We start from the raw sequence: 23344 nt of genomic DNA, 5'->3' as shown, positions 1-23344 counted from the left end.
CGTGTCACAGACCGTCAACACCACTGACAACGCCTCCCCGGAGGAAATCGACGCCGACGGCGCCGGTGTGCCCGTCATCCCCGGCATGGGTGAGGAGGGCGAGAAGCTCGCCGCCACCGTGGCCGAGGCGTCCGACGCCGGCCACGCCACGCACAGCGTCCCGTCCGGTTCTCAGAAGCGCCCGGTCAAGCCCGGGTCCTCCCGTGCCGACCGCCTCTCCAGCTTCGAGCTGGCGGACTTCCCGGCCCTGACGGGCCGCGAGGAGGACTGGCGCTTCACGCCCCTGAACCGGCTGGCCGGCCTGCACCTGCCCGACGGCGACGACGCCCGTCTGACCGGTGCGGCACCTGCCGTCTCGGTCACCGAGCTGGACGGCGTCACGGTGGAGACCGTGGGCCGGGACGATGCCCGGCTGGGCACCGTCCTCACGCCGGACGACCGTGTCTCGGCTGCTGCCTGGGCCTCTTTCGAGCAGGCCACCGTCGTGACCATCGGCGCCGATGTCGAGGCCACCGCCCCGGTGCGCATCGACATCACCGGGACCGGCACGGCCCCAGCCGCCCAGCACCTGCTGGTGGTCGCCGCGCCCAACTCGCGCGCCGACGTCGTGCTCCAGCACCGCGGCTCGGCCGTGGTCGCGCAGAACATCGAGTTCGACGTGCAGGAGGGGGCCGGCCTGAACGTCACCTCCCTGCAGTCCTGGGATGGCGGGGCGGTGCACGTCTCCGCCCAGCAGGCCAGGATCGGCAAGGACGCCTCGTTCAAGCACGTGGCCGTGTCCTACGGCGGTTCCCTGGTCCGCCTGACCCCGACCTCGCGGTTGGCCGGTCAGGGCGGCGAGACCGAGATGTTCGGCCTCTACTTCGCGGACGCCGGCCAGCACCTGGAGCAGCGCCTGTTCGTGGACCACGCCGTGGCGAACTGCAAGTCCAACGTCCTGTACAAGGGCGCGCTGCAGGGCCAGGACGCGCACACCGTCTGGGTGGGCGACGTCTTGATCCGCAAGGAGGCCGAGGGCACCGACAGCTACGAGAAGAACCAGAACCTGGTCCTCTCGGAGGGCACCCGCGTGGACTCGGTCCCGAACCTGGAGATCGAGACGGGCCTCATCGACGGAGCCGGTCACGCTTCCTCCACGGCCCAGTTCGACGACGAGCAGCTGTTCTACCTGATGGCCCGTGGCATCGAGGAGAAGGACGCCCGCGAGCTCATCGTCCGCGGCTTCCTCCACGAGATCATCCAGAAGATCGGGATCGCCGACGTCGAGGAGAACCTCATCGACCAGATGGATTCCGAACTGCAGGTGGCCAGCCTCTGATGGCCGCCGGTCAGCGCGTGTGCGCCGTCGCGGAGATCGGCGCCGAGGAGGCCAAGCGGTTCACGGTCGACGGCATCGACGTCGCCGTGGTCCGGGCCTCCGACGGCTCGCTCCATGCGGTCAACGACATCTGCTCGCACGAGGAGGTGTCCCTCTCGGACGGATTCGTCGAGGGGTGCGCCCTGGAGTGCATCGGCCACGGCTCTGCCTTCGACCTGGTCACCGGCGAGCCGAACGTGCTGCCCGCCACCGCCCCGGTCGCCGTCTACGCGCTGGCCGTGGAGGACGACTCCGTGTGGGTCGACACCGCCACCGTGCTGAACAGCGCCTCACTGAACTCGTAACCAGCCCCACCAGAACTTCCGCTGAAACCTCCCGCCGGCCGACCGGCGGAACCGCAAGGAGAACACGAATGTCTACCCTGGAAATCAAGGACCTGCACGTCTCCATCGAGACCGAGACCGGCCCCAAGGAGATCCTCAAGGGCGTCAGCCTGACCATCAACACCGGTGAGACCCACGCCATCATGGGCCCCAACGGCTCCGGCAAGTCCACCCTCGCCTCGACCATCGCCGGACACCCCCGCTACGAGGTCACCTCCGGCACAATCACCCTGGACGGCGAGGACGTCCTCGAGATGTCCGTGGACGAACGGGCCCGTGCCGGCCTGTTCCTGGCCATGCAGTACCCGGTCGAGATCCCGGGGGTCACCATGACCAATTTCCTGCGCACCGCCAAAACCGCCATCGACGGCGAAGCCCCGTCCCTGCGTCACTGGACCAAGGACGTCAAGGCCGCCATGGAGGGCCTGAAGATCGATCCGTCCTTCGCGGCCCGTAACGTCAACGAGGGCTTCTCCGGCGGCGAGAAGAAGCGCGTGGAGATCCTCCAGCTCGAACTCTTCAAGCCCAAGTTCGCCGTGCTGGACGAGACCGACTCCGGCCTCGACGTCGACGCCCTGCGCGTGGTCTCCGAGGGCGTCAACCGCGCCCAGGACACCGGAGCCATGGGCACCCTGCTGATCACCCACTACACCCGGATCCTGCAGTACATCAAGCCGCAGTTCGTCCACGTCTTCGTGGACGGCAAGGTCGCCGAGTCCGGCGGCGCCGAACTGGCCGACCGCCTCGAGGCCGAGGGCTACGAGCGCTTCGAGACCGCTGCAACCGGAGCCTGAGGAGCATCCCCATGACCACTGAAGCACCCCAGACCGAACTGGATGACATCAGAGAGGCCCTGCACGAGGTCATGGACCCCGAGCTGGGCGTGAACATCGTGGACCTGGGCCTGCTCTACGGCATGCACTACGCCGAGGACGGCGCCCTGATCCTGGACATGACCCTGACGACCGCGGCATGCCCGTTGACGGACATGATCGAGGAGCAGATCAGCAACGAGATCGGCACCATGGTGGACGAGTGGCGCCTGAACTGGGTCTGGATGCCGCCGTGGGGTCCCGAGCGGATCACCGATGACGGCCGTGAGCAGATGCGGGCCCTCGGCTTCAACATCTGATCCAACGTCTGACCCGATGCGTCGGAGAATCCCGGTCGTCCTGAACTTTCCCGAGAATTATCACCGGGAAACGTCAGGATGGCCGGGATTCTCCTGTCTCGCCGTGGTCGGCCGGCAGCCCCCGAGCAGCCAGGGCCTCACCGGTGGCTCGGGCGTGTCCCACGGTCGCCACCAGCACCGGTCCCATGAGCCGTACCGGTCCACGCCGCAGCCCGCGCGAGGCCAGGGCCTCGGCGTTGCGACGGACCGCACCACCCACCCAGGGGATGGACCGGATCATCACGTTGACCGCCAGGGCCGCCGCCTCGGGGTTGACGCCGACCGGGCGCAGGACGCCGAAGAACCGCTCCAGCCCGTCGAGCAGTTCCGTGCCCGGGGTGGTGATCACCAGCAGCCGTGCCGCAGCCAGGGCACCGAACACCGCGGCCACCACCACGAGGGCCGGACCGAGCGCCTCGAGGGGCGGGACCGGCGTCGGGCCCCAGATCGCGGAGACGAAGCGGGCGATCCCGGCGAACAGCAGCAGGGGCCAGCCGCGGCGCCAGGGGGCGAGGAACTCGCGGGGGAGCGAGGCCGTCAGGTAGAGGGCGAAGACCACCGCCACGGTCACGCCGACCACCAGCGGCTGGCGCCAGAAGACGAGGATTCCCGAGAGCGCCAGCAGCACAGCGTACTTGGCCCACAGCGGGCAGCGGTGCACCGCGGTGGACCCGGGCCGGTAGTCCAGCAGGTTCACAGCCGGTCCGTCCCCGTGTCCCGGTCCGTTCCCGTGTCCCGGCCATCCCTGCGGCCGCGGCGGGCCAGGACGTCCGCGCGGTACCACTGAACGGCGTCCGGGCCGGTGGCGTCGTGGACGATGTGCCCGTCGGCGATGACGAGGCACCGGTCCGCCTGGGCGGCGAAGTCGAGGTCATGGGTGGTGAACACGACCTGCTCACACCGGCCTGATCCCGGCAGCGAGAGCAAGAGGTCCTGGACCCCGAGGGTCCACTCCAGATCCAGCAGGGTGGTGGGTTCGTCGGCCACCAGCAGCACGGGGTCCGTGGCCAGCACCGAGGCCAGGGCCAGGCGCTGGCGCTGCCCACCGGAGAGGTCATAGATGCTGCGGTGCCCCAGGCCGCCGAGTCCGTGCTCCTGCAACAGGCGCTCGGCAGCCGCCCTTCGTTCCGGGCGGCGGCGGTGCGTGCGCCGCAGGGAGAGTTCGATGTCCTCTCCGGCGGTGGGCATCACCAGCTGGACGAGGGGGTCGGTGAAGACGAATCCGGTCCGCGCACGGACGGCCGTGGTCTCCGTGGCCGCGTCCAGGCCGTGCACGCGCACGCTGCCCGCAGCGGGCAGGACCAGGCCGTTGAGCAGGCGGATGAGCGTCGACTTCCCCGAGCCGTTGGCCCCGATCACCGCGACCGTGGGTTCGGAGGCCACCAGGTCCACCGGGCCCAGGACGCGGACGGTGCCGACCTCCGAGCCGGCCGACTGGCCGGGCCCTGGCGCGGCCCCGGGGACATCCACCACGGCGGCCCGCAGCTCCAGGCCGGAGGCTGTTCTCCCGCTGCCGGGCTGGCCGTGGGTGATGCTGTCACGGTCCTGTGTGATGGAGGACTCCACGCCGCTCAGAAACGCCGGAGGGCCAGGGCCGGGAAGGCCCGGATCACCGTGGCGGCCACGGCGGTGGCTAGCAGGTTCTTGATGACGTCACCGGGCCAGAACACCATGTCCGCCGCCAGGGCGGTCGGCAGGTCCAGGTCGAGCGCAAGCATCATCCCGCCGATGCCCATGGGGTGGATGAACACGAAGGAACCCACCATAGCCGAGAGCCAGACCAGGGCCCACCAGCCGAAGCCGATCCGTCCGGCGGCCACGTCAGTGCCCCGGGCAACACGCTGGGCGGCGGCGGCCTGACCCCGTTTCAGGACCAGGGTTGAGAGGGCGCCGGTCAAGGCGGCCGCGAAGGGGAACGCCAGCAGGTAGCCGCCGGAGGGGCCGGCGAGCACACCGAAGCCGGCGTTGAAGCCGGAGAGCACCGGCAGTCCCGCCAGGCCCACCACCACGTACAAGGCCACGGAGAGGAAGCCGAGCCGCGCGCCCAGGATGAGTCCGGTCAGCATGACGGCGAAGGTCTGCAGAGTGATCGGCACACCGAATCCGCCCACGGGAATCGGCGGGAGCATGGCGCACACGGCGATCAGGGCGGCGAAGACGCCGGCGAGGGCCACCTGGGCGGGAACGGCCAGCGGCTTGCGGCCGGCGACGGAAACGGACTGGCTCACGGTGGACTCCTTGGAGGCGGCGGGATGGTGGTGCGGACAGGGGCGCGGACTGGCGGGCATCCCGGTTTGGACGGCGACGGTAGACTTGGCGGGTTCCGCCAGCCCTGCCGGACAGTCTATTCACCTCAAGGAGTCCTTCCCGTGCTTGCCGTCACAGACCTCGAACTTCGCGTGGGGGCCCGGCTGCTCATGGACGGAGTCTCCTTCAAGGTGGACAAGGGGGACAAGGTCGGCTTGGTCGGGCGCAACGGTGCCGGCAAGACCACCCTGACGAAGGTCCTGGCCGGCGGCGGCCTCCCCGCCGGAGGCAATGTGACCCGCCGCGGTACGGTCGGCTACCTGCCCCAGGATCCCAAGGTCGAGGACATGGACCAGACGGCGCGGGACCGCATCCTCTCAGCACGGTCCCTGGATCAGATCATCCGCCGCATGCGCCAGGCGGAGGACGATATGGCCAATGCGGATGACGCGATCCGGGAGAAGGCCATGAACCGCTATGGCCGGCTCGAGGCGGAATTCACGACGTCGGGCGGGTACGCCGCGGAGTCGGAGGCCGCCACGATCTGTGCGAACCTCGGCCTGCCGGACCGCATCCTCGACCAGGCCCTGCACACCCTGTCCGGCGGCCAGCGGCGCCGCGTGGAGCTGGCGCGGATCCTCTTCTCGGACGCGGACATCCTGCTCCTGGACGAGCCCACCAACCACCTGGACCACGATTCGATCGTGTGGCTGCGCGACTTCCTCAAGGCCTACCAGGGCGGGTTCATCGTCATCAGCCACGACGTGGACCTCATGGAGATGACCGTCAACAAGGTGCTGTACCTGGATGCCAACCGCCAGGTGATCGACACGTACAACATGGGGTGGAAGACCTACCTGCTGCAGCGTGAGCAGGACCAGGCCCGGCGCAAGCGTGAGTACTCCAATGCGGAGAAGAAGGCCACGCATCTGATGGAGCAGGCCAACAAGATGCGAGCCAAGGCGACGAAGGCGGTGGCCGCTCAGAGCATGATCAAGCGGGCCGAACGCATGATGAAGGGCCTGGAGGGCGAGCGGGCGGCAGACAAGGTCGCCGCGATCCGCTTCCCGGAGCCCGCCAAGTGCGGCAAGACCCCTCTCAAGGCGGAGGACCTCTCCAAGTCCTATGGATCCCTGGAGATCTTCTCCGGGGTGGATCTGGCGATCGATCGCGGTTCGCGCGTGGTCATCCTCGGATTCAACGGCGCGGGCAAGACCACCCTGCTGCGGATGCTCGCCGGGGTGGACCAGCCGGACACCGGTGAGGTCATCGCCGGGCACGGGCTCAAGCTCGGCTATTACGCCCAGGAGCATGAGACCTTGGACACCGACCGCTCCGTGTTGGAGAACATGAAGACCGCGGCACCGGACCTGGCGGACACCGAGGTGCGCAACGTCCTCGGGTCGTTCCTGTTCCAGGGCGACGACGTGGCCAAGCCGGCCGGTGTGCTCTCCGGCGGCGAGAAGACCCGACTGGCCCTGGCCACCCTCGTGGCCTCCAGTGCCAACGTCCTGCTGCTGGACGAGCCGACGAACAACCTGGACCCGGCCTCACGTCGGGAGATCCTCAACGCCCTGCGCACCTACGAGGGTGCCGTGGTGCTCGTGACGCACGATGAGGGTGCCGTGGAGGCACTCAATCCGGAGCGCGTGGTGCTCCTGCCGGACGGCATCGAGGACCACTGGAACAGTACCTACCAGGACCTCATCACCCTGGCCTGAGTGCCTGATCGCTCTGTGACTGCGCCCTACCGGCGGGCCTCCGCCTCGTCCAGCAACGCGTCCTCGGCCTCCTCGTCGGTGAGCTGACCGTTGCGGCGCCGGACCGGCCTGCGCTTCGGGGCGCGGTAGGCGGACAGGTATCCCTGCTCCTCGGTCAGCCCGAGTTCCCGGTCGTCGCGGTCGTTCACAGCCCGCTGACGGCCCATGTAGCCCCACACGATGAAGCTCATCAGGCCGAAGAGGAACCACTGGAGCGAGTAGGACAGGTGCGGCCCCTCATCCAGGGTGGGCGGCACCAGGGTCTGGGGTCGGCTCGCCGGAGCGGGGTCCTCCTCGACCATCTCCCCATAGGCGGTGTCCGCGATCGGGTAGCCGACGGCCTCTTCCAGGGCCACCAGGTCGATCGAGGCCAACTGCCCTTCCGGGGCGTCCCGCTCGAGGGTGGGCTCGCCGGGCCTGGTGCGGACCACCACGGTGGCCTCGCCCTCGGGGGGCGCGGGGACGACGTCGGGCCAGCCGGCGGTGTTGCCGATGGGCAGCCAACCGCGGTTGACCGCGACGATGTCCCCGGTGTCCGCCTGGAACGGGACGATGACCTCGTACCCGGGCTTGCCGGCCTTCGGGCGATTGCGCACGATCTGGGTGTCCTCAACCAGGTACTCGCCGGTCATCTCCACCGGGGTCCATTCGCGGGGGGCCTCGAACGCCGTGAAGAGGTCCTCGTTGCCGGCCAGCGGGACGGGGGCGTCGTCGTAGTTCTCCAGGACCTTGTTGATCTCGGTGACGGCCTCCATGCGGCGGTCCATCTGCCACTGCCCGAGCAGGGCGCAGGCCACGGAGAAGATGGCACAGAACGCCAGCCCGCCGAGCCACTGGGGGGAGAGCAGGAAGCGGAAGTCGAGCCGGGCACGCTTCTGTCCCGGACGGCCGGAATCGGCCTGCCGGTCGCTCTCGGAAGACTCGTATCGTCCGGCGTTCCCGGCACGCTGATCTGCGCCTGCGCCTGCGCCGGTGACGCGGTCGTTGCTCGTCTGGGTCATGAATCCTTCTCGCGGGTGTCAGTGCCGGTCGGGTCCAGGGGCAGCACGTCCTTCAGCAGTCCGCGGGACTGCAGGTAGTCGGCCAGCCAGTCCCGATGGTCCTCGCAGGCCAGCCATGTCTTGCGCCGCTCGGGGGTGTGGATCCGGGGATTGTTCCATTCCAGGCGCCAGGCCGCCGGGTGCCCGCAACCCTTGCGGGAGCAGACCTGCTGGTCCGCCGCAGTGGAGCTGCGCGCACCGCTTCCCGACGACGGCCGGCCACCGGGTGCGGGCGCCGGAGGCACTGGAGGATTGGTGCCGTCCAGGGCACCCAGAAGGTCATCGTGGCTCATGCGGCCCTGTCGTCGTGATCGTGGTTCGTCTCATGCGGGTGGCCTCCCGGTTCCGGACCGCCGTCCACGGTCTCACCCAGCAAGGTCTCGGGTCCGGCGGTCAGCTCGAGCCGGGAGCCGAGTTGCGGGGTGCCCGCGGTGGCCGGAGGAACCGCGTCCAGCACCTGACCGTTGGACACGGCCCCGTTGTTGGCCAGCATCACAGCGATGTACGGCAATACGATGGCCGCGATGAAGAGCACGATCTGCACCCAGCCGGTGGTGAAGAAGGCCCCGACGAAACAGGCCGTCCGGATGCCCATCTGCCACGCGTAGCGGACGAATCGGGCATCCCGGTCCACGTGTCCGGCCTCCGGGGCGCTGGTGATGCGCTGGACGTCGTCGTCACGGCCCGGGTGCCCGGCCTGCGAGCCGGTCTGGACGTGACGGGTGGACATGGGGCTCTCCTGCAAGGCTGTGCGCTGGCACGGCGACCGTCCAGCGGGGTTTCGGTTCCGTTCATTGTCCCACTTTCCGCCCTAGAGTGGATGACCGGAGAAGTGATCTGACATACCGCATTGATCGCACGACAGACCAGTCCCAGGAGGACCCCGATGGCTGAGGCCAGCACCGTTTCCACCCCCACGCCGGATTCCCCGGACGCCCCGGCTGCCGGACGCAGCGTGCTCGTCACCGGCGGCAACCGGGGCATCGGCCTCGCCATCGCCCAGGCGTTCCGGGCCAACGGGGACAAGGTCGCCGTGACCTCCCGCTCCGGCGAGGCGCCGGACGGCCTGTTCGCCGTGCAGGCCGATGTCACGGACGCCGAGTCCGTGGACCGGGCCTTCACCGAGGTCGAGGAGGCACACGGCCCCGTCGAGGTCCTCGTGGCCAACGCCGGGATCACCCAGGACCAGCTGCTGCTGCGCATGAGCGAGGAGGACTTCTCCACGGTCATCGACACCAACCTCACCGGGTCATTCCGCGTTCTCAAGCGGGCGTCGAAGGGCATGATCCGGAAGAAGAAGGGTCGCGTGGTGCTGATCTCCTCGGTGGTCGGCCTCATGGGCTCACCGGGTCAGATCAATTACGCCTCGTCCAAGGCCGGGCTGGTCGGCATGGCCCGCTCGCTGACCCGCGAACTCGGATCCCGCAACATCACGGCGAACGTGGTGGCCCCGGGCTACATCGACACCGAGATGACCCAGTCCCTGGGGGAGGACCTGCAGAAGCAGTACCGGTCCCAGATCCCCGCAGGCCGCTTCGCCGAGCCCGCCGAGGTCGCCAACGTGGTGCGCTGGCTCGCCTCGGACGAGGCCTCGTACATCTCCGGGGCCGTCATCCCCGTGGACGGCGGACTCGGGATGGGACACTGATTCCCATGACTGAGACTTCTGAGAACTTCGCGCACGCAGCAGGACCCGACTCCACTCCGGCCACCGCCCAGGACCTGGCCGGCAAGGGCGCCATCGTCACCGGCTCCAGCCGCGGTGTGGGCGCAGACACCGCCCAACTGCTCGCGGCCCGGGGGGCCGGCGTCGTCGTCAACTACCGCCAGAAGGCGCCCCGCGCCAACAAGGTGGTGGGCACCATCGAGGCGGCAGGCGGCCGTGCCGTGGCCGTGGGCGCGGACATCACCACCGCCGAGGGCCGCAAGGCCATGGTGGACGCCGCCGTCGAGGCCTTCGGATCCCTGGACATCCTGGTGCTGAACGCCTCCGGCGGCATGGAGACCTCGATGGGCGAGGACTACGCCACCGTCCTGAACCGTGACTCCCAGCTGGCCATGCTCGAGGCCGCACTCGAGGTCATGCCGACCGGCGGCCAGGTGGTCTTCGTCACGAGCCACCAGGCACACTTCATCGACTCGGTCCCCACCATGGACGCCTACGTCCCGGTGGCCCGGTCCAAGCGCGCCGGCGAGGTCGCCCTGCGCGAGCGGATTCCGGCGCTGCAGGATCGGGGGATCGGCTTCGTGGTGGTGTCCGGGGACATGATCGAGGGGACCATCACGGCCACCATGCTCAACCGTGCCGAGCCCGGTGCCCTCGAGGCCCGCCGCGAGGCCGCCGGCAGGCTCTACTCGGTGGCCGAGTTCGCAGCGGAGATCGCCGCTGTGGTGGGTTCTGCCGGCCGGGATCTGCCGGTCGGCCACACCGAGTACGTCGGCGGGGCCCAGGACTTCCTCGACGTGGCCGGAGACCCCGACCACCGCTAGACAGGGGGCTTTCAGTCGACTTCGTGGGGGTGTTCTGCATCGACACCCCCGCAAAGTCGACTGAAAGTGCGCGGTGCGGGCGGCTAGAGGCCGGCCAGCACGCGCAGGACGTCCAGGGAGGGCAGGTCCAGCTCGACGTGCGCGTGGGCGCGAAGAGCCGGCTTGGCACAGAACGCCACGGCCAGTCCCGCGGCCTGGAGCATATCGATGTCATTCGCGCCGTCCCCGGCTGCGATGACGCCATCCGCGTGGACCCCGGCCGCCGAGGACCAGGCACGCAGCATCTCGGCCTTCACGGCCCGGTCCACCACCGTGCCCAGCACCCGGCCGGTGAGGCGGCCCTCCACGATCTCCAGGTCGTTCGCCCGGTACTGGTCCAGGCCGAGATCGGCCGCGAGGGGCGCGAGGACCTGGGTGAAGCCGCCGGACACGGCACACACCTGCCACCCGGCTGCCTGGAAGGCACCGATGACCTCCCGCGCGCCGGGCTGGGGCTCGACGGCGGCCACCACCTGGTCGATGACCGCGGCGTCCAGTCCCGCCAGGGCCTTGACCCGGTGATGGAGCGATTGGGTGAAGTCCAGTTCACCGCGCATCGCGGCCTCGGTCACGGCGGCCACCTCCGCCTCCCGGCCCGCGTGGGCGGCCAACAGTTCGATGACCTCCTGGCGGATGAGGGTCGAGTCCACATCCATGACCAACATCTTCGGCCGGGCCTCCAGTGCGGCGGCCGGGACCACCGCGACGGTGTGCCACTCCGGGAGCAGGCCGAGGTCGGGGCGGCCCGCCGCGTCACCGGCCTGCACGTGCCACCGCCAGCCGTGGAAGCCGACGCCGGCCACCGGCTCGGCGTGGGCCGGCACCACCGGCGGGGTCGAGACCGGGTCGGAGTCTGCTCCGCCGGACCCCGGGGCATAGACCAGGACCAGGTCCGTCCCGATGGAGGAGGGGACGATGTCCGGACCGGTGGACGGGGAAACAATGGGCGGCATGCCGTGGCCTTTCGTGCTTCAAGGGGTGTTTCTAGCCTAGTGTTTGAATCATGACCAGCCCCTCTTCCCAGCCCCTGCGCGCCGCCACGGACCACGAACTGTTCACCCCCTCGGGTGAATCGGTCGTGGAGATGGCCGGGGTCGGTGTCCGGAGGGGCACCAAGGACCTGCTGTCCGAGGTCAGCTGGCAGGTCCGGGAGGGTGAGCGCTGGATCATCATGGGACCCAACGGGGCGGGCAAGTCGACGCTGCTGCAGGTTGCCTCCACCCGTATGCACCCGACCACCGGCATGGTGGGCATCCTCGACGAGGTGCTCGGCGCCGTCGACGTGTTCGAGCTGCGCCCGCGCATCGGCCTGTCCTCCGCGGCGCTGGCCCAGCAGCTCCCGGACGGGGAGACCGTGCTGAACGCCGTGCTGACCGCGTCCTGGGGAGTCATGGGCCGCTGGAACGAGGCCTATGACACCGTGGACGAGGAGCGAGCCCGCCGCCTGATCTGGCAGTGGGGCCTGCGCAGCTACGAGGACCGCCGGTTCGGCACCCTGTCCGAGGGCGAACGCAAGCGTGTCCTCGTGGCCCGGGCGCTGATGACCGACCCGGAGTTGCTGCTCCTGGACGAGCCGGCCGCGGGTCTCGATCTGGCCGGACGTGAGACTCTCGTCCGGGCGCTGACCCGACTGGCCTCTGACCCGGCCGCTCCCGCCCTCGTGCTGGTGACCCACCACGTGGAGGAGGTCCCGCCCGGATTCACCCATGCGCTGCTCATGCGCCAAGGACGGGTGGTGGCCGCGGGGCCCCTGGAGCAGACGCTGACCGAGGACCATCTCTCGACCGCTTTCGGTCTGCCCCTCAAGGTCACGCGAGTCGACGGCCGCTACACGGCCGTCGCCCGCTGACCGGCCCCGGGGGAGAGCTGCGTGGACGTACTGGGCCTCGATGTCATGGGTCTGGACCTGTGGCAGGTCATCGTCATCCTGCTGGCAGGTTTCTGGGCCGGCACCATCAACACCGTGGTGGGTTCCGGCACCCTCGTGACCTTTCCCGTGCTGGTGGCGATGGGATTTCCGCCCGTCACCGCACAGATCTCCAATGCCATGGGCCTGGTGGCCGCGGGCGTCTCCGGAGTCTTCGGCTTCCGCCGTGAGTTGGCGGCCTCCAAGGCCGTGCTGCCGGCCCTGACGATCGCCTCCCTCCTCGGCGGCCTCGTGGGAGCGTTCCTTCTGATGGTGTTGCCGGAAGAGGTCTTCGGGATCGCCGCCCCGATCCTCATCGCCGTGGCCATCTGCTTCGTGGTCTTCCAACCTGCCCTGTCCCGGTGGGTCCGCCGGCGGAAGGCCGGCGCAGACCACATCGAGGAGCCGGAGACCCCCACGGGGCCGGTGTCTCCCGTGCTCTGGGCACTCATCTTCGCCGCGGGCATCTACGGTGGTTATTTCGTGGCCGCCCAGGGTGTCCTGTTGCTGGGCATCATGGGGGTGTTCCTGTCAGGGGCCCTCGTCTACGCGAACGCCATCAAGACCTGGCTGTCCCTGGCGGTGAACCTCATCGCCGCCGTGTCCTACCTGATCTTCGCCTTCGACCGCATCGATTGGCGGGCTGTGCTGCTGATCGCGGTGTCCTCCATGATCGGCGCCTCCCTCGGGGCCAAGATCGGCCGCCGCATCAAGCCGTTCTGGCTCCGCGTGGTCATCGTCGTCGTGGGCGTGGCGGGCCTCGTGAACCTGGCATGGCCCTTGGTGACCGGTGGGTGAGCCCCACGGGTCCCTCAGTGCGAGCGGGGCCACCGGAGCCATCGAGGTGACCGACCCCGCGGATCCCCGGGTGGAGGTCTTCAGTGGCCTCACCGATGCCGCCCTCCGCCGCCGGCAGGACGCCGCCCACGGAATCTACCTCGCGGAGTCCTCACTGGTGGTCCGCCGGGCCCTGGACGCAGGCCATCGGCCGCGCTCCTTCTTCCTGGCGCACCGGTATCTCGACTCGATGGCCGATGTCTTCGCCGTCCATCCGGACGTCCCGGTCTACACGGGCACGGACGCCCTGCTCGAATCGATCACCGGCTTCCACCTGCACCGGGGTGCCCTGGCCACCATGGAGCGGCCAGTGCCCCGTACGGTCGACGAGGTGCTGACCGGGGCCTGCCGCATCGCCGTGCTGGAGAACGTCTCCGACCACACCAATATCGGTGCCATCTTCCGTTCTGCCGCGGCGATCGGCATCGACGCCGTGCTGGTGACCCCGCTCTGCGCGGACCCGTTCTACCGCCGCTCCGTCCGTGTTTCGATGGGGGCCGTGTTCCAGGTGCCGTGGACGCGCATCGACCCCTGGCCAGCTGGTATCGAGGTGCTGAAGGACGCCGGCTTCACGGTGGCGGGGATGACCCTGGGGCACGGTGCCATCACGCTGGACGACCTGGTCGCCGAGGATCACGGGAGACTCGCCCTGGTGTTCGGCCACGAGGGTGACGGGCTGGCAGCCGAGACGGAGCGGTGGCTCGACAGGAGAGTCACCATTCCCATGATGAACGAGGTCGATTCGCTCAACGTCGCCGCCTCCTCGGCCATCGCCTTCTACGCGACACGGTAAGGGCTCATGGTGAGGCGGCAGCCGTCTCCTGGGCCAGTTTCGCTGCCGGGTGTCGGATGACTCTCCAAGGGCCCATGCGTTATAGTGGGTAGCTGGCCGTACTGCGGTCGCCCACACACGTTCCTCATCAGCCGCTGGCAAAATCCAGTGGCGCCACCGAAGGATTCTCCATGAAGACTGACATCCATCCCGATTACCAGCTGGTGATCTTCAACGATCTGGCCTCCGGCGAGAAGGTCCTGACCCGCACCACCACCACGTCTCAGAAGACGATGGAGTGGGAAGACGGCAACACCTACCCGGTGATCGACGTGGAAATCTCCGCGGCCTCGCACCCCTTCTACACCGGCAAGCAGCGGATCATGGATACCGCCGGCCGCGTGGAGCGCTTCAACGCCCGCTTCAAGGGCTTCGGCGGCAAGAAGTAAGGCCTACCGCCTACTGGATGCCCCAGCACACCGGGGCCGATCTGGGACCTCCCCTCGGGGACGAGTCCGGATCGGCCCCGGTTTCGTGTTTAAGGAGTGGGATCCGACCGGTGCACCTCAAGCAAAGCGCTTCTACACGTCCAGCACGGGGAAGAAGCCGGTGCCCTGCGCGTCGTCCTCGTCCGAATCCCGCGACCGTCCGTGGCCCTCGCCGTGGGCGCTGTGGCGGATGGACACCACGCACCCCATGATGGCCATGAACAGCATGATGATCCCCAGGGGATTGGACAACGCCGCTGCGGCACCCTCCGCTCCCGGTCCCGCCCAGGCCCCCAACACGGACGACGCCCCCTCACCGGTATCCGGCAGGGTGAAGCCGAGGGCGATCCCGCACCCCCAGGACAGCAGCATGATCGTGCAGGCCCGGACGGAGGGGTAGCGCGCTGGACGCCGCGCCGGCACGGCGAGGGCGACGACGGACAGGACCAGCAGCACCGGGGCCAGGGTGGCCGCGTAGACGGGCGTCAGGTCCCCGGTGCTGTCCGTGAGGACGCGCCCACCGGCCAGCCAAGCCGGAACCACCATGGCCAGGACCCAGCCGAGGCGAGCCGTCCACCGGCGGAATCCCTGCCCACTGTTCGGACGGTGGGAACCAGGGGTCGGTGAGGATGAGACGAGCGGCGAGGTCATGCCCCGATCCTAGCCAGCGGACCAGACCCCCGAGGTGCCACGACGGTGCGAGCCGAGCAGGTGCGTGTCCACGATGCCGACGGCCTCCATCAGGGCGAACACAGTGGTGGGGCCGACGAAGGAGAACCCCTTGGAACGCAGGGCCTTGGCGGCCGCGACCGACTCGGGGGACCGGCTGGGGATCTCGTCCAGGGTACGGGGCTGTGGCGTCGTCTCCGGCTGGAAGGACCAGATGAACTCCGCCAGCCCTCCCTCGCCGCGTAGGGCGACCGTCGCGCGGGCGTTGCCGATCGTGGCCAGGATCTTGGCCCGGTTGCGCACAATGCCGGCATCGCCGAGCAGGCGCTCCACGTCACCGTCGTCGAAAGCGGCGACCGCGTCCGGGTCGAAGTCCGCGAAGGCCAGCCGGAAGGCCGGTCGCTTGCGGAGGATGATGGCCCAGGACAGGCCGGACTGGAAGGACTCCAGGCTCAGTCGCTCGAACAGGCCCCGTTCGTCCCGGACCGGCAGACCCCATTCCCCGTCGTAGTACTCGCGCAGCATCAGGTCCTTGGAGGCCCATACCGGCCGGGCCAGGCCGTCCTCGCCGACCACCAGACCCACATCACGAGCATCAGTTGTGAGGTCCACTGTCCGTGTCTCGTCACTCATGCCGCGGCGTTCTCCTTCTCAAGCTCCAGCAGAATGGTCTTCGCCTCCAGGCCGCCGAGGTAGCCGCCGAGGCTGCCGTCCGAGCGCAGCACCCGGTGGCAGGGGACCACCACGGGCAGCGGATTGGTGGCACACGCGGTACCCACCGCTCGGACAGCCTTGGGGTTCTCGAGCCGTTCGGCGAGCTCCCGGTACGTGGCGGTCTCCCCGTAGCCAATCCCGGGGAGTTCTCGTTGGACGGCCAGCCGGAACCCCGAGGACAGGATGAAGTCCACGGGGACCTCGAAACGGCTGCGGTGTCCGGTGAAGTACTCCTCGAGCTCGCGGGCCACCGCGTCCAGCTTCCAGGGGGCGTGCAGCAACCGGGGGCTGATCCTCTCGGACAGCCCGGCCAGCACCTGTGAGAAGCCCTCGCTGTCGAAGGCCACGCGAACCAGGCCGCGGGGGCCGGCCACGAGCAGGAGCCGGCCCACAGGGCTGTCCACGATGCGGTAGGCCAGGTCCAGCAGCTCTGCCTCGTCAGCGCGATGGGACAGCCGGTCCCGCAGGGCCGTCAGATCCGCCTCGGCCACCGAGAAACGCCCCTGTAGTCCTCCGGTACCTGCCAGCGGATCCGGCCGCTCGGGAGGGCGCGCAGTAGTCGCGGGTGGCGCGGTGGATGGTGTGGTCATGGGCTTCGTCATCATCGTGGTCCTCTGGGTCCTGTCGTCAGTGACGATGCGGTGTGAACCGGCGTCCTCTCGTCCTCCTCGAGAATCCGCCGCAGCGCCCGGACGCCATCCGAGGAGGCGCGCCGGACTGCTTCCACACTGCCGCCGATCAGCGCGGCCGTCTCGGCATGGGGAAGCCCGCCGAGGTAGTGGTACGCCACGGCCAGACGTTGACGGTCCGGGAGGGACGCCACCACGGACCAGAGCCCGTCCGTCCCGGTGCCCGGCAACCCGTCCGCCGCCGGGCGTTCGGGAAGGATCTCCATCGGCACCGCACCGCGGCCCCGGGCACGGAGGACGTCGATCGCCTTGCGGCCGGCCACGCGCACGAGCCACGCCTCCATGTTCGTCCCCGGCGCCAGGTCCGGCCACTGCCGCAGCGCTGCCAGGAAGGTCTCCTGCCACGCATCGTCAGCGTCAGGGCCGGGACCCAGCACGGCTCGGCACACCCGCAATACGGTGGCCCCGTGCCGCTGGACGGCCTGTTCGAACGGTTCTGTCATCGTCATCACACAGTAGACGCGTCAGCTCCCCGGAACGTGAGGTGTGAAGATGGAATCATGAACACCCCTCTCGGATCCTCCCACCATGGCGAGTACAAAGTCGCCGGCGGCAAGCTGGTCATCGCGGACCTGACGGTCTCCGACGGGGCCGTCGCCACGGCCAGCATCAACGGGGACTTCTTCCTCGAGCCGGACGAGGCCCTGCAGGACATCAACCACTCGCTCCTGGGGCTGGACCTCAACGCACCCCACGGGACCATCGCCGAGACGGTGCGCGCCGCCGTCGGGCCCGAGACGGTGATGTTCGGCTTCGATCCGGCCGCCGTGGCCACGGCAGTGCGCCGTGCCCTGGGTCACGCGACCACGTGGGAGGACCATGAGTGGGAGATCCTCGTGCCGCAGCCGCTGCCCATCACCACCCAGGTGGCGCTGGACCAGATCCTCACCGAGGACGTGGCCGCGGGCCGGCGCCGGCCTGCGCTGCGGCTGTGGCAGTGGACGGAGCCGGCGGTCGTCATCGGATCGTTCCAGTCCCTGGCCAATGAGGTGGATCCGGAGGGCGTCGAGCGGCACGGGATCACGGTCGCGCGCCGCATCTCCGGCGGCGGGGCCATGTTCATGGAGGCGGACAACTGTGTCACCTACTCGCTCTACCTGCCGCAGTCCCTCGTGGATGGGATGAGCTTCGCGGACTCCTACCCGTTCCTCGACGCCTGGGCCATGGACGCCCTCGCCAGGACCGGCGTGGAGGCGTTCTATCAGCCGCTGAACGACATCGCCACGCCGGAGGGCAAGATCGGTGGCGCCGCGCAGAAGCGGCTGGCCAGCGGGGGACTGCTGCACCACGTCACCATGAGCTATGACATCGACGCGGACAAGATGACCGAGGTCCTGCGCATCGGCCGGGAGAAGATCCGGGACAAGGGCATCCGCTCCGCCAAGAAGCGGGTCGACCCGCTGCGACGACAGACCGGCCTGACGCGCCCGGAGATCTGGGAGACCATGATGTCCACGTTCACCGACCGCTATGGGGCCTCCCGGACGCACCTCACCGAGGACGAGATCTCTCGCGCCGAGGCCTTGGCCACCGCGAAGTTCACGACGCCGGCCTGGACGGCCCGGGTGCCGTAGTCCCGGAGTCCCGCGGCTGGCTCAGGGCCGGCCTGCTGCCTGCGCCCGCAGCGCCCGCAGCACGTCGTCCGTCTCCTCGATGACGAGCCGGCGCAGGGCCCGCGGGGAGTCCGGATGGGCCTGCAGCCAGTCGTGCGCCGCCAGCACCACGGGGTGGCGCTCCTGGTCGTCGGCCGCGCCCGGGAGGGCGTCCTGCGCCGAGGGGAACAGCCCGGTGATGGTCCGGGAGGCCAGGCCGTTGGACCGATTGGACCAGATGGCTTCCAGCTCCGGCCAGAACCGTCCGGTGAACGGTGCCGCCAGGTCCGGGCGGGACGCGGTGAAACCGGCTGCCGTGGCCGAGAGGTGGTCGTTGGACAACGTCTGGCCGTCCGCCGTGCGGCCCGTCATCACGGCCTCCCAGGCCGCCCGGCGCACGGACGCCTCGGGAATCGCCGCGGACGCCATCCGGTGCCGGACGGCGTTGGCCGCGGTGACGTCGGCCTGGAGTGCCGCGTCCAGTTCGTCCTGCGCGGCCAGCCCGAGGGCGGCCAGCCCCTGCCAGGCCGCCCAGCGGACCTCCGCGTCCACGTCCAGCCCCGGTGCCACCACGGCACGGTCCCGCGCCGCCTCCGGGCCGGAGGCCACGAGAGCCTGCAGGACCGCCACGAGGTGCTCCTCGGCTGCGGCGGCTCCCTCGTCACGAGCACCGCGGACCAGCCGGGCCAGGGTACGGACTGCGGACCGCTGCCGATCGCTGCCGGCGCCCGTCGTCTGCAGGGCGTCGGCCAGCGCGGCCCCCAGGCGGGACCGCACCGCGGGCCGGTCCGGCTGCGGGACGTACCGGCACACGGCGCTCAGGGCCTGCTCGAGCACCCGGCCGTACAGGCCGGCGTCGGCCATCAGTCCCGAGAGCCGGCACACGGCGTCCACGAACTGGGCCGCGGGCAGGACGGCGTCCCGGGTCATGTTCCACAGCGCGGCCCACACGGTGGCGCAGGCCAGGTCGTTCTCGACGGGATAGCGGAGCACCGCGTGCAGCGAGGCCTCGTCGAGCCGGATCTTGGCGTACGTGAGGTCCTCGTCGTTGGGGAGGATGAGCTGCACCGCCTCCGAGTCGCCGGACACCGGCAACTCGACACGCGTGCTGGTTCCGGCTCGACCGGACCGTACCTCCACGTCCACCGTGCCGGTGCGGACGAGCCGCCCGACGTCGTCGGGGGAGTACCGACCTACCTTCAGCACGTGCGGTCGCAGCACCTCCGCGCCGGTCACGGGGTCCGTGCCCCGGTGGTGGAGATGTCCGTCCTCCACGCTCAGCTCCGGGACTCCACGGGTGTGAAGCCAGGTGTCCACCCACTCCGACAGGTCCCGACCGGAGGCCCCCGCGAGGGCGTCCACGAAGTCGGCGAGGGAGGCGTTGCCCCAGGCATGCCGGGCGAAGTACTGGCGGGAGGCCGTCATGAAGGCGTCCCGGCCCACGAAGGCCACCAGCTGCTTGAGCACGGAGGCGCCCTTGGCGTAGGTGATGCCGTCGAAGTTCTGCCGGGCGGCCTCGAGGTCGGTGATGTCGGCCACGATCGGGTGGGTGGTCGGGTATTGGTCCTGAACGTAGGCCCAGCCCTTGCGCCGGTTGGCGAAGGTGGTCCAGGCCCCGGTGAACTCCGTGGCCTCGGCGACGGCGAGGGTGCCCAAGTAGTCCGCGAACGACTCCTTGAGCCACAGGTCGTCCCACCAGCGCATGGTCACGAGGTCGCCGAACCACATGTGGGCCATCTCGTGCATGATCGTGGTGGCCCGGGCCTCGTACTGCGCCGCGGTGGCCTGTGAGGTGAAGACGTAGTCCTCGGTGAAGGTCACCAGCCCCGGGTTCTCCATGGCGCCGAGGTTGTACTCGGGCACGAAGGCCTGCCCGTACTTGCCCCACAGGTACGGGACCCCGAAGAGGTCATGGAAGAAGTCGAGTCCGGCCCGGGTGGTGGCGAACAGCCGTTCGGCGTCCAGGGAGTCGGCCATCGAGGCCCGGCAGTACAGGGCCAGGGGCACCTCCGGGGCGCCCGACGCCGGATGGCCGGCCCAGCGGTCTGCCCACGTGGCGTACGGCCCGGCCAGCAGCGTGGTGAGGTACGTGGACAGCGGCGGGGTGGGCGCGAAGTCGACGGTCACCAGATTGCGGGCGGGTGCCACACCGACTGCGGCACCGTCAGCGAGACCGTCTGCCGCCACGACCGCCGGCCGGCGTGCGGTCTCCGGTTGGTTCGAGGCCAGCACCCAGTGCCCGGGGCCGGTCAGATGGAAGGTGAACCGTGCCTTCAGGTCGGGTTGCTCGAAGTTCGCGAACACCCGGCGGGCATCGGCCGGCTCGTATTGGGTATACAGGTAGGTCTGCCCGTCCGCGGGATCCACGAAGCGGTGCAGGCCCTCGCCCGAGGTCGAATAGAGGGCCGTGCCGATGACGGTGACCTCGTTCTCTGCGGCCAGGTCCTCCAGCAGGATGCGCGCACGTCCGGCCACCCGTGCGGGATCCAGGGGCCGGCCGTTGAGGACCACCGATTCCACGCCGTCGTTGATGAAGTCGAGGAACGTCCACGTTCCCGGCTCCGAGCAGGAGAAGGCGAGGGTGGTCGTCGAACGGTACCCGGTGGCGGCGGGATCCAGGGCCGTGGACAGGTCGACGTGGACGTCATAGTCGCGAGTGCTGACCACGGTGGACCGGGCGAAAGCCTCATCCCGGGTCAGGTTCGAGCGGTCCAGGAACGTCGGGAGCGCGTCAGCCACGGGCGCGTCCAGCGTGTTGTCGGTCACCATGAGAGATATTCAAACACTCTTTCACGAAATCGTGGTCGAAGGCTCCAGAGAGACGTCGCTGCCGGCATCGCCGAGGCCCCTGGGGTGCGTCGTCACTCGTCCTGGTGCCCCTGATGCCATCCTGGCCTGCTGGCCGTCAGCGGCTCGAGGGCATCTCCACGTGTACGACCTTCACCTGGGTCATCTCGTCGAGCAGCTCCGGTCCGTAGCCGAAACCCGCCCCGCTGTCCCGCCGGGGCTGCGCCGCGCCGCCCGGAGCACCGCCGAAGACGTTGTTGACCTTGACGGTGCCCGCCGGCAGCTCCGCGATGGCCCGCTGGGCGTGGGCGATCCGGCCCGTGAGGACCGTCGCCGCCAGGCCGTAACGATCCCGGGACGCGAGGTGAAGGCCTTCGGCGAAACTGTCCACCACTCTGACCGGAGCGACCGGACCGAAGGTCTCCTCGGTCATCACCTGCATGGCGTCAGTACAGTCCCGCAGGACGGTGGCGGGGTAGAACGAGCCGGCCCCCTCGGGAACCTCTCCACCCTCCAGTGCGGTGGCCCCGTCCTGGAGCGCCGCCCGGACGTGACCGTGCACCGCGTCCCGCATCCGGCGGTCCACCAGCGGGGCCAGGGCGGCCTCACGGTTGCGTTGACGGGCCTCGGCGGCCAGCGCGTGCAGGAACGGTTCCGCCACGGCCCGGTGTACGTAGATGCGTTCCACGGAGGTGCAGATCTGACCCGCGTTCGTGAACGCGCCGATCGCCGCCTGCTCGGCGGCCCACGCCGGGTCGACGTCGTCATCCACCACGAGAGGGTCGTTGCCGCCGTTCTCCCGGATCACATGGGCCCCGGTGTCCAGTGCGGCCCGGGCAATGGCGCGGCCGGTCTCGGTCGAGCCCACGTGGGCTAAGACATCGAGGTCAGCCTGGTCGGTCAGCAACCGTCCGGTCTCCGGGCCGCCGGTCACGGTGACCAGCACGCCGTCGGGCAGGGCCGCCGCGAGGATCTCGCCGAGGCGGGCACCGGTGTGCGGGCAGCGTTCGCTGGGCTTGTGCACCACGGTGTTGCCGGTGACGAGGGCGGCGCCCAGCAGGCCTGCGGCGACGGCCACCGGGTCATTCCAGGGGGTGATCGCGGCCACGACGCCGCGCGGTTCGGCCACGGTGTAGTCGGACGCCAGGGCGCCGCCGCGCAGGGCATGACCACGGTGCACCGGGCCGAGTTCCGCATACTGGTGCAGGGTCCCGACCCCGGCCAGGACGCCGCCGAGTGCTTCATGCGCCAGCTTGCCGGTCTCCCGGGTGTTGAGGGCGGCCACCTCCTCCGCATGCTGGGCCAGCGCGTCGGCTGCGGCGCGCACCAGCCGGCCCCGCTCCTCGGGACTGGTGCGGGCCCAGTCCGGGGCCGCCGCCCGGGCGGTGGCGATGGCCCCGCGGACCTCTTCCTCTCCCGCGCAGGGCAACGTGCCGACGGGCGTGCCGTCGTGGGGGCTCAGGACCGTCATCTCGGCTGGTGGGCTCGATGTGCTCGTCATGTTCCGACCCTAACGGTCTGGCGTTACGGTGGGGGAATCGGGCCGTCGCTCCGGCGGCCACCCCCATGAGAGGAAAAGTGCATGGTTTCTCAACCCTCCGGTCCCGGACGAGTCCTGATCACCGGTGGTGGCTCCGGTCTCGGTGCTGCCGTCGTGGAGGCGGTTCGGACCAGTGGCGGCCAGCCGATCGTCCTGGACCGGGACATCAGTCAGCTGAGCGGCGTCACCGCCTATGAAGTGGACGTGACGGACACCGCCGCGGTGACCGAAACCGTCGAACGCGCGGCCGCGGAGGCGGGCGGGCTCGATGCCGTGGTCACGGCCGCGGGGATCGACCGCTGCGGCCGGCTCGAGGACGTCTCGATCGAGGACTGGGAGCTGGTGGTCCGGGTGAACCTTTTCGGCACCGTTTCCACCGTCCGGGCGGCATTGCCGGCGCTCAAGGCCTCGCGCGGGCGCATCATCACGGTGGCCTCCACGCTCGCCCTGAAGGGCGCCTCGGACGCCACCGCCTACTGCGCCTCCAAGTTCGGCGTCCTCGGATTCACGCAGGCCTTGGCCGCCGAACTCAAGGGGGAGGTCGGAGTCACCCAGCTCATCCCCGGGGGCATGAAGACCCGGTTCTTCGACGACCGGACCGAACAGTACAAGCCCCAGGACGATTCCCAGCTCAACGACCCGTCCAACGTGGCGCAAGCGGTGCTGTTCGCCCTGTCCCAGCCTGCTGGCTGCGAGGTACGCGAGTTGTTCATTGCCCACGCGGAGGAACCCTCCTGGCCCTGAGCCGGTGAGCGGGTGAGTCTGAGCCGCCCCGGCGGCTCTGCCCGGCCCACCGGTCAGCTCATCGGTACAAACTGAGCACCTTGTTCCCATGGGTACAAGGTGCTCAGTTTGTTCGGGGTGGGCTGCGCCGTCAAGCCCGCCGCTGGCTCGGCTCTCCG

The 23344-nt window shown here is 69.7% G+C and carries 26 protein-coding genes; 13 read left to right on the top strand and 13 right to left on the bottom strand.

Going from position 1 to position 23344, the window contains the following annotated elements; all coding sequences use genetic code 11:
* The first annotated feature begins 1 nt into the window (after window position 1).
* The 4 genes from sufD to ACFFIO_RS08540 all read left to right on the top strand — a co-directional run bounded on the left by sufD (window position 2) and on the right by ACFFIO_RS08540 (window position 2833).
* Window positions 2–1318, top strand: coding sequence for a Fe-S cluster assembly protein SufD (gene sufD / locus ACFFIO_RS08555; protein WP_378041160.1), 1317 nt, complete (start codon window positions 2–4; stop codon window positions 1316–1318).
* Window positions 1318–1662 (top strand): non-heme iron oxygenase ferredoxin subunit, encoded by a 345-nt coding sequence (locus tag ACFFIO_RS08550; RefSeq protein ID WP_159550956.1) that lies wholly within the window; start codon window positions 1318–1320, stop codon window positions 1660–1662. The genes sufD and ACFFIO_RS08550 overlap by 1 nt, the downstream gene beginning before the upstream one ends.
* Before the next feature lie 68 nt (window positions 1663–1730).
* Window positions 1731–2495, top strand: coding sequence for a Fe-S cluster assembly ATPase SufC (gene sufC, locus ACFFIO_RS08545; protein WP_378041159.1), 765 nt, complete (start codon window positions 1731–1733; stop codon window positions 2493–2495).
* Between the two features lie 11 nt (window positions 2496–2506).
* A complete protein-coding gene (locus tag ACFFIO_RS08540) occupies window positions 2507–2833 on the top strand; it encodes a metal-sulfur cluster assembly factor (protein WP_159550960.1) in 327 nt (108 codons plus the stop codon).
* 73 nt (window positions 2834–2906) lie between these two features.
* Here the strand turns inward: ACFFIO_RS08540 and ACFFIO_RS08535 are convergent, their stop codons facing one another.
* Genes ACFFIO_RS08535 through ACFFIO_RS08525 form a run of 3 tightly spaced genes read right to left on the bottom strand, consistent with a single transcriptional unit; the run spans window position 2907 to window position 5100 of the window.
* Window positions 2907–3569: a CbiQ family ECF transporter T component gene (locus ACFFIO_RS08535; protein WP_378041158.1), complete on the bottom strand. Its 663-nt coding sequence runs from the start codon at window positions 3567–3569 to the stop codon at window positions 2907–2909.
* A complete protein-coding gene (locus tag ACFFIO_RS08530) occupies window positions 3566–4438 on the bottom strand; it encodes an energy-coupling factor ABC transporter ATP-binding protein (RefSeq protein ID WP_378041157.1) in 873 nt (290 codons plus the stop codon). The genes ACFFIO_RS08535 and ACFFIO_RS08530 overlap by 4 nt, the downstream gene beginning before the upstream one ends.
* Before the next feature lie 5 nt (window positions 4439–4443).
* Entirely contained in the window at window positions 4444–5100 is a 657-nt protein-coding gene (locus tag ACFFIO_RS08525) for a biotin transporter BioY (protein WP_378041156.1), read from the bottom strand.
* Between the two features lie 141 nt (window positions 5101–5241).
* Between ACFFIO_RS08525 and abc-f the strand changes: the two genes are divergently transcribed.
* The gene (gene abc-f, locus ACFFIO_RS08520) at window positions 5242–6840 is read left to right on the top strand and encodes a ribosomal protection-like ABC-F family protein (protein ID WP_378041155.1); all 1599 of its coding nucleotides are present in this window, start codon (window positions 5242–5244) and stop codon (window positions 6838–6840) included.
* Between the two features lie 26 nt (window positions 6841–6866).
* Here the strand turns inward: abc-f and ACFFIO_RS08515 are convergent, their stop codons facing one another.
* From ACFFIO_RS08515 to ACFFIO_RS08505, 3 genes are read right to left on the bottom strand one after another with little or no spacing between them, the layout of a single operon-like run.
* On the bottom strand, window positions 6867–7880 hold the full coding sequence (locus tag ACFFIO_RS08515; protein WP_378041154.1) for an SURF1 family cytochrome oxidase biogenesis protein: 1014 nt from the start codon (window positions 7878–7880) through the stop codon (window positions 6867–6869).
* On the bottom strand, window positions 7877–8212 hold the full coding sequence (locus ACFFIO_RS08510; RefSeq protein WP_378041153.1) for a hypothetical protein: 336 nt from the start codon (window positions 8210–8212) through the stop codon (window positions 7877–7879). Before ACFFIO_RS08510 ends, ACFFIO_RS08515 begins: the two co-directional genes overlap by 4 nt.
* Window positions 8209–8649, bottom strand: a complete 441-nt coding sequence (locus tag ACFFIO_RS08505; protein ID WP_378041152.1) for a DUF3099 domain-containing protein — start codon at window positions 8647–8649, stop codon at window positions 8209–8211. The genes ACFFIO_RS08510 and ACFFIO_RS08505 overlap by 4 nt, the downstream gene beginning before the upstream one ends.
* A gap of 156 nt (window positions 8650–8805) precedes the next feature.
* Here ACFFIO_RS08505 and ACFFIO_RS08500 point away from each other — a divergent pair, with 156 nt between their 5' ends.
* Both ACFFIO_RS08500 and ACFFIO_RS08495 read left to right on the top strand, forming a co-directional pair.
* Window positions 8806–9567 carry a beta-ketoacyl-ACP reductase gene (locus ACFFIO_RS08500; RefSeq protein WP_378041151.1) on the top strand — a complete coding sequence of 254 codons (762 nt, stop codon included), beginning with the start codon at window positions 8806–8808 and terminating at the stop codon, window positions 9565–9567.
* Between the two features lie 5 nt (window positions 9568–9572).
* Entirely contained in the window at window positions 9573–10409 is an 837-nt protein-coding gene (locus ACFFIO_RS08495) for an SDR family oxidoreductase (RefSeq protein ID WP_378041150.1), read from the top strand.
* A gap of 83 nt (window positions 10410–10492) precedes the next feature.
* On the opposite strand, the gene serB is transcribed toward ACFFIO_RS08495, so the two are convergent.
* Window positions 10493–11401 (bottom strand): phosphoserine phosphatase SerB, encoded by a 909-nt coding sequence (serB, locus tag ACFFIO_RS08490; protein ID WP_378041149.1) that lies wholly within the window; start codon window positions 11399–11401, stop codon window positions 10493–10495.
* A 131-nt stretch (window positions 11402–11532) separates the two neighbouring features.
* Between serB and ACFFIO_RS08485 the strand changes: the two genes are divergently transcribed.
* From ACFFIO_RS08485 to ACFFIO_RS08470, 4 genes are all read left to right on the top strand, one after another.
* The gene (locus ACFFIO_RS08485; protein WP_378041172.1) at window positions 11533–12297 is read left to right on the top strand and encodes an ABC transporter ATP-binding protein; all 765 of its coding nucleotides are present in this window, start codon (window positions 11533–11535) and stop codon (window positions 12295–12297) included.
* A gap of 45 nt (window positions 12298–12342) precedes the next feature.
* Window positions 12343–13152 (top strand): sulfite exporter TauE/SafE family protein, encoded by an 810-nt coding sequence (locus ACFFIO_RS08480; RefSeq protein WP_378041171.1) that lies wholly within the window; start codon window positions 12343–12345, stop codon window positions 13150–13152.
* Between the two features lie 40 nt (window positions 13153–13192).
* Complete coding sequence (locus ACFFIO_RS08475) at window positions 13193–13984, top strand: TrmH family RNA methyltransferase (protein ID WP_378041170.1); 792 nt, start codon at window positions 13193–13195, stop codon at window positions 13982–13984.
* Window positions 13985–14154: 170 nt separating this feature from the next.
* A complete protein-coding gene (locus ACFFIO_RS08470) occupies window positions 14155–14412 on the top strand; it encodes a type B 50S ribosomal protein L31 (protein WP_115931261.1) in 258 nt (85 codons plus the stop codon).
* Window positions 14413–14544: 132 nt separating this feature from the next.
* Here the strand turns inward: ACFFIO_RS08470 and ACFFIO_RS08465 are convergent, their stop codons facing one another.
* The 4 genes from ACFFIO_RS08465 to ACFFIO_RS08450 are packed head-to-tail and all read right to left on the bottom strand — an operon-like array spanning window position 14545 to window position 16966.
* Window positions 14545–15102 carry a hypothetical protein gene (locus ACFFIO_RS08465; protein WP_378041148.1) on the bottom strand — a complete coding sequence of 186 codons (558 nt, stop codon included), beginning with the start codon at window positions 15100–15102 and terminating at the stop codon, window positions 14545–14547.
* A 9-nt stretch (window positions 15103–15111) separates the two neighbouring features.
* On the bottom strand, window positions 15112–15753 hold the full coding sequence (locus ACFFIO_RS08460) for a DNA-3-methyladenine glycosylase I (protein WP_378041147.1): 642 nt from the start codon (window positions 15751–15753) through the stop codon (window positions 15112–15114).
* Complete coding sequence (locus ACFFIO_RS08455) at window positions 15750–16424, bottom strand: methylated-DNA--[protein]-cysteine S-methyltransferase (protein ID WP_378041146.1); 675 nt, start codon at window positions 16422–16424, stop codon at window positions 15750–15752. Before ACFFIO_RS08455 ends, ACFFIO_RS08460 begins: the two co-directional genes overlap by 4 nt.
* An 11-nt stretch (window positions 16425–16435) precedes the next feature.
* Complete coding sequence (locus ACFFIO_RS08450) at window positions 16436–16966, bottom strand: RNA polymerase sigma factor (protein WP_378041169.1); 531 nt, start codon at window positions 16964–16966, stop codon at window positions 16436–16438.
* Window positions 16967–17023: 57 nt separating this feature from the next.
* On the opposite strand from ACFFIO_RS08450, the gene lplAB reads away from it, so the two are divergent.
* Window positions 17024–18097 (top strand): lipoate-protein ligase LplAB, encoded by a 1074-nt coding sequence (lplAB, locus tag ACFFIO_RS08445; RefSeq protein WP_378041145.1) that lies wholly within the window; start codon window positions 17024–17026, stop codon window positions 18095–18097.
* Window positions 18098–18118: 21 nt separating this feature from the next.
* On the opposite strand, the gene pepN is transcribed toward lplAB, so the two are convergent.
* Window positions 18119–20884, bottom strand: a complete 2766-nt coding sequence (gene pepN, locus ACFFIO_RS08440; protein WP_378041144.1) for an aminopeptidase N — start codon at window positions 20882–20884, stop codon at window positions 18119–18121.
* 136 nt (window positions 20885–21020) lie between these two features.
* Entirely contained in the window at window positions 21021–22403 is a 1383-nt protein-coding gene (locus ACFFIO_RS08435) for an aldehyde dehydrogenase family protein (protein WP_378041143.1), read from the bottom strand.
* Window positions 22404–22484: 81 nt separating this feature from the next.
* Here ACFFIO_RS08435 and ACFFIO_RS08430 point away from each other — a divergent pair, with 81 nt between their 5' ends.
* A complete protein-coding gene (locus ACFFIO_RS08430; RefSeq protein WP_378041142.1) occupies window positions 22485–23186 on the top strand; it encodes an SDR family oxidoreductase in 702 nt (233 codons plus the stop codon).
* Window positions 23187–23344: the final 158 nt, after the last annotated feature.

This window comes from Citricoccus parietis (genome assembly GCF_042433045.1).
In the GTDB taxonomy this organism is placed as follows: Bacteria; Actinomycetota; Actinomycetes; order Actinomycetales; family Micrococcaceae; genus Citricoccus; species Citricoccus parietis.
Note: the sequence above shows the minus strand (reverse complement) of the source record. Positions and strands in the feature narration are given on the sequence as shown.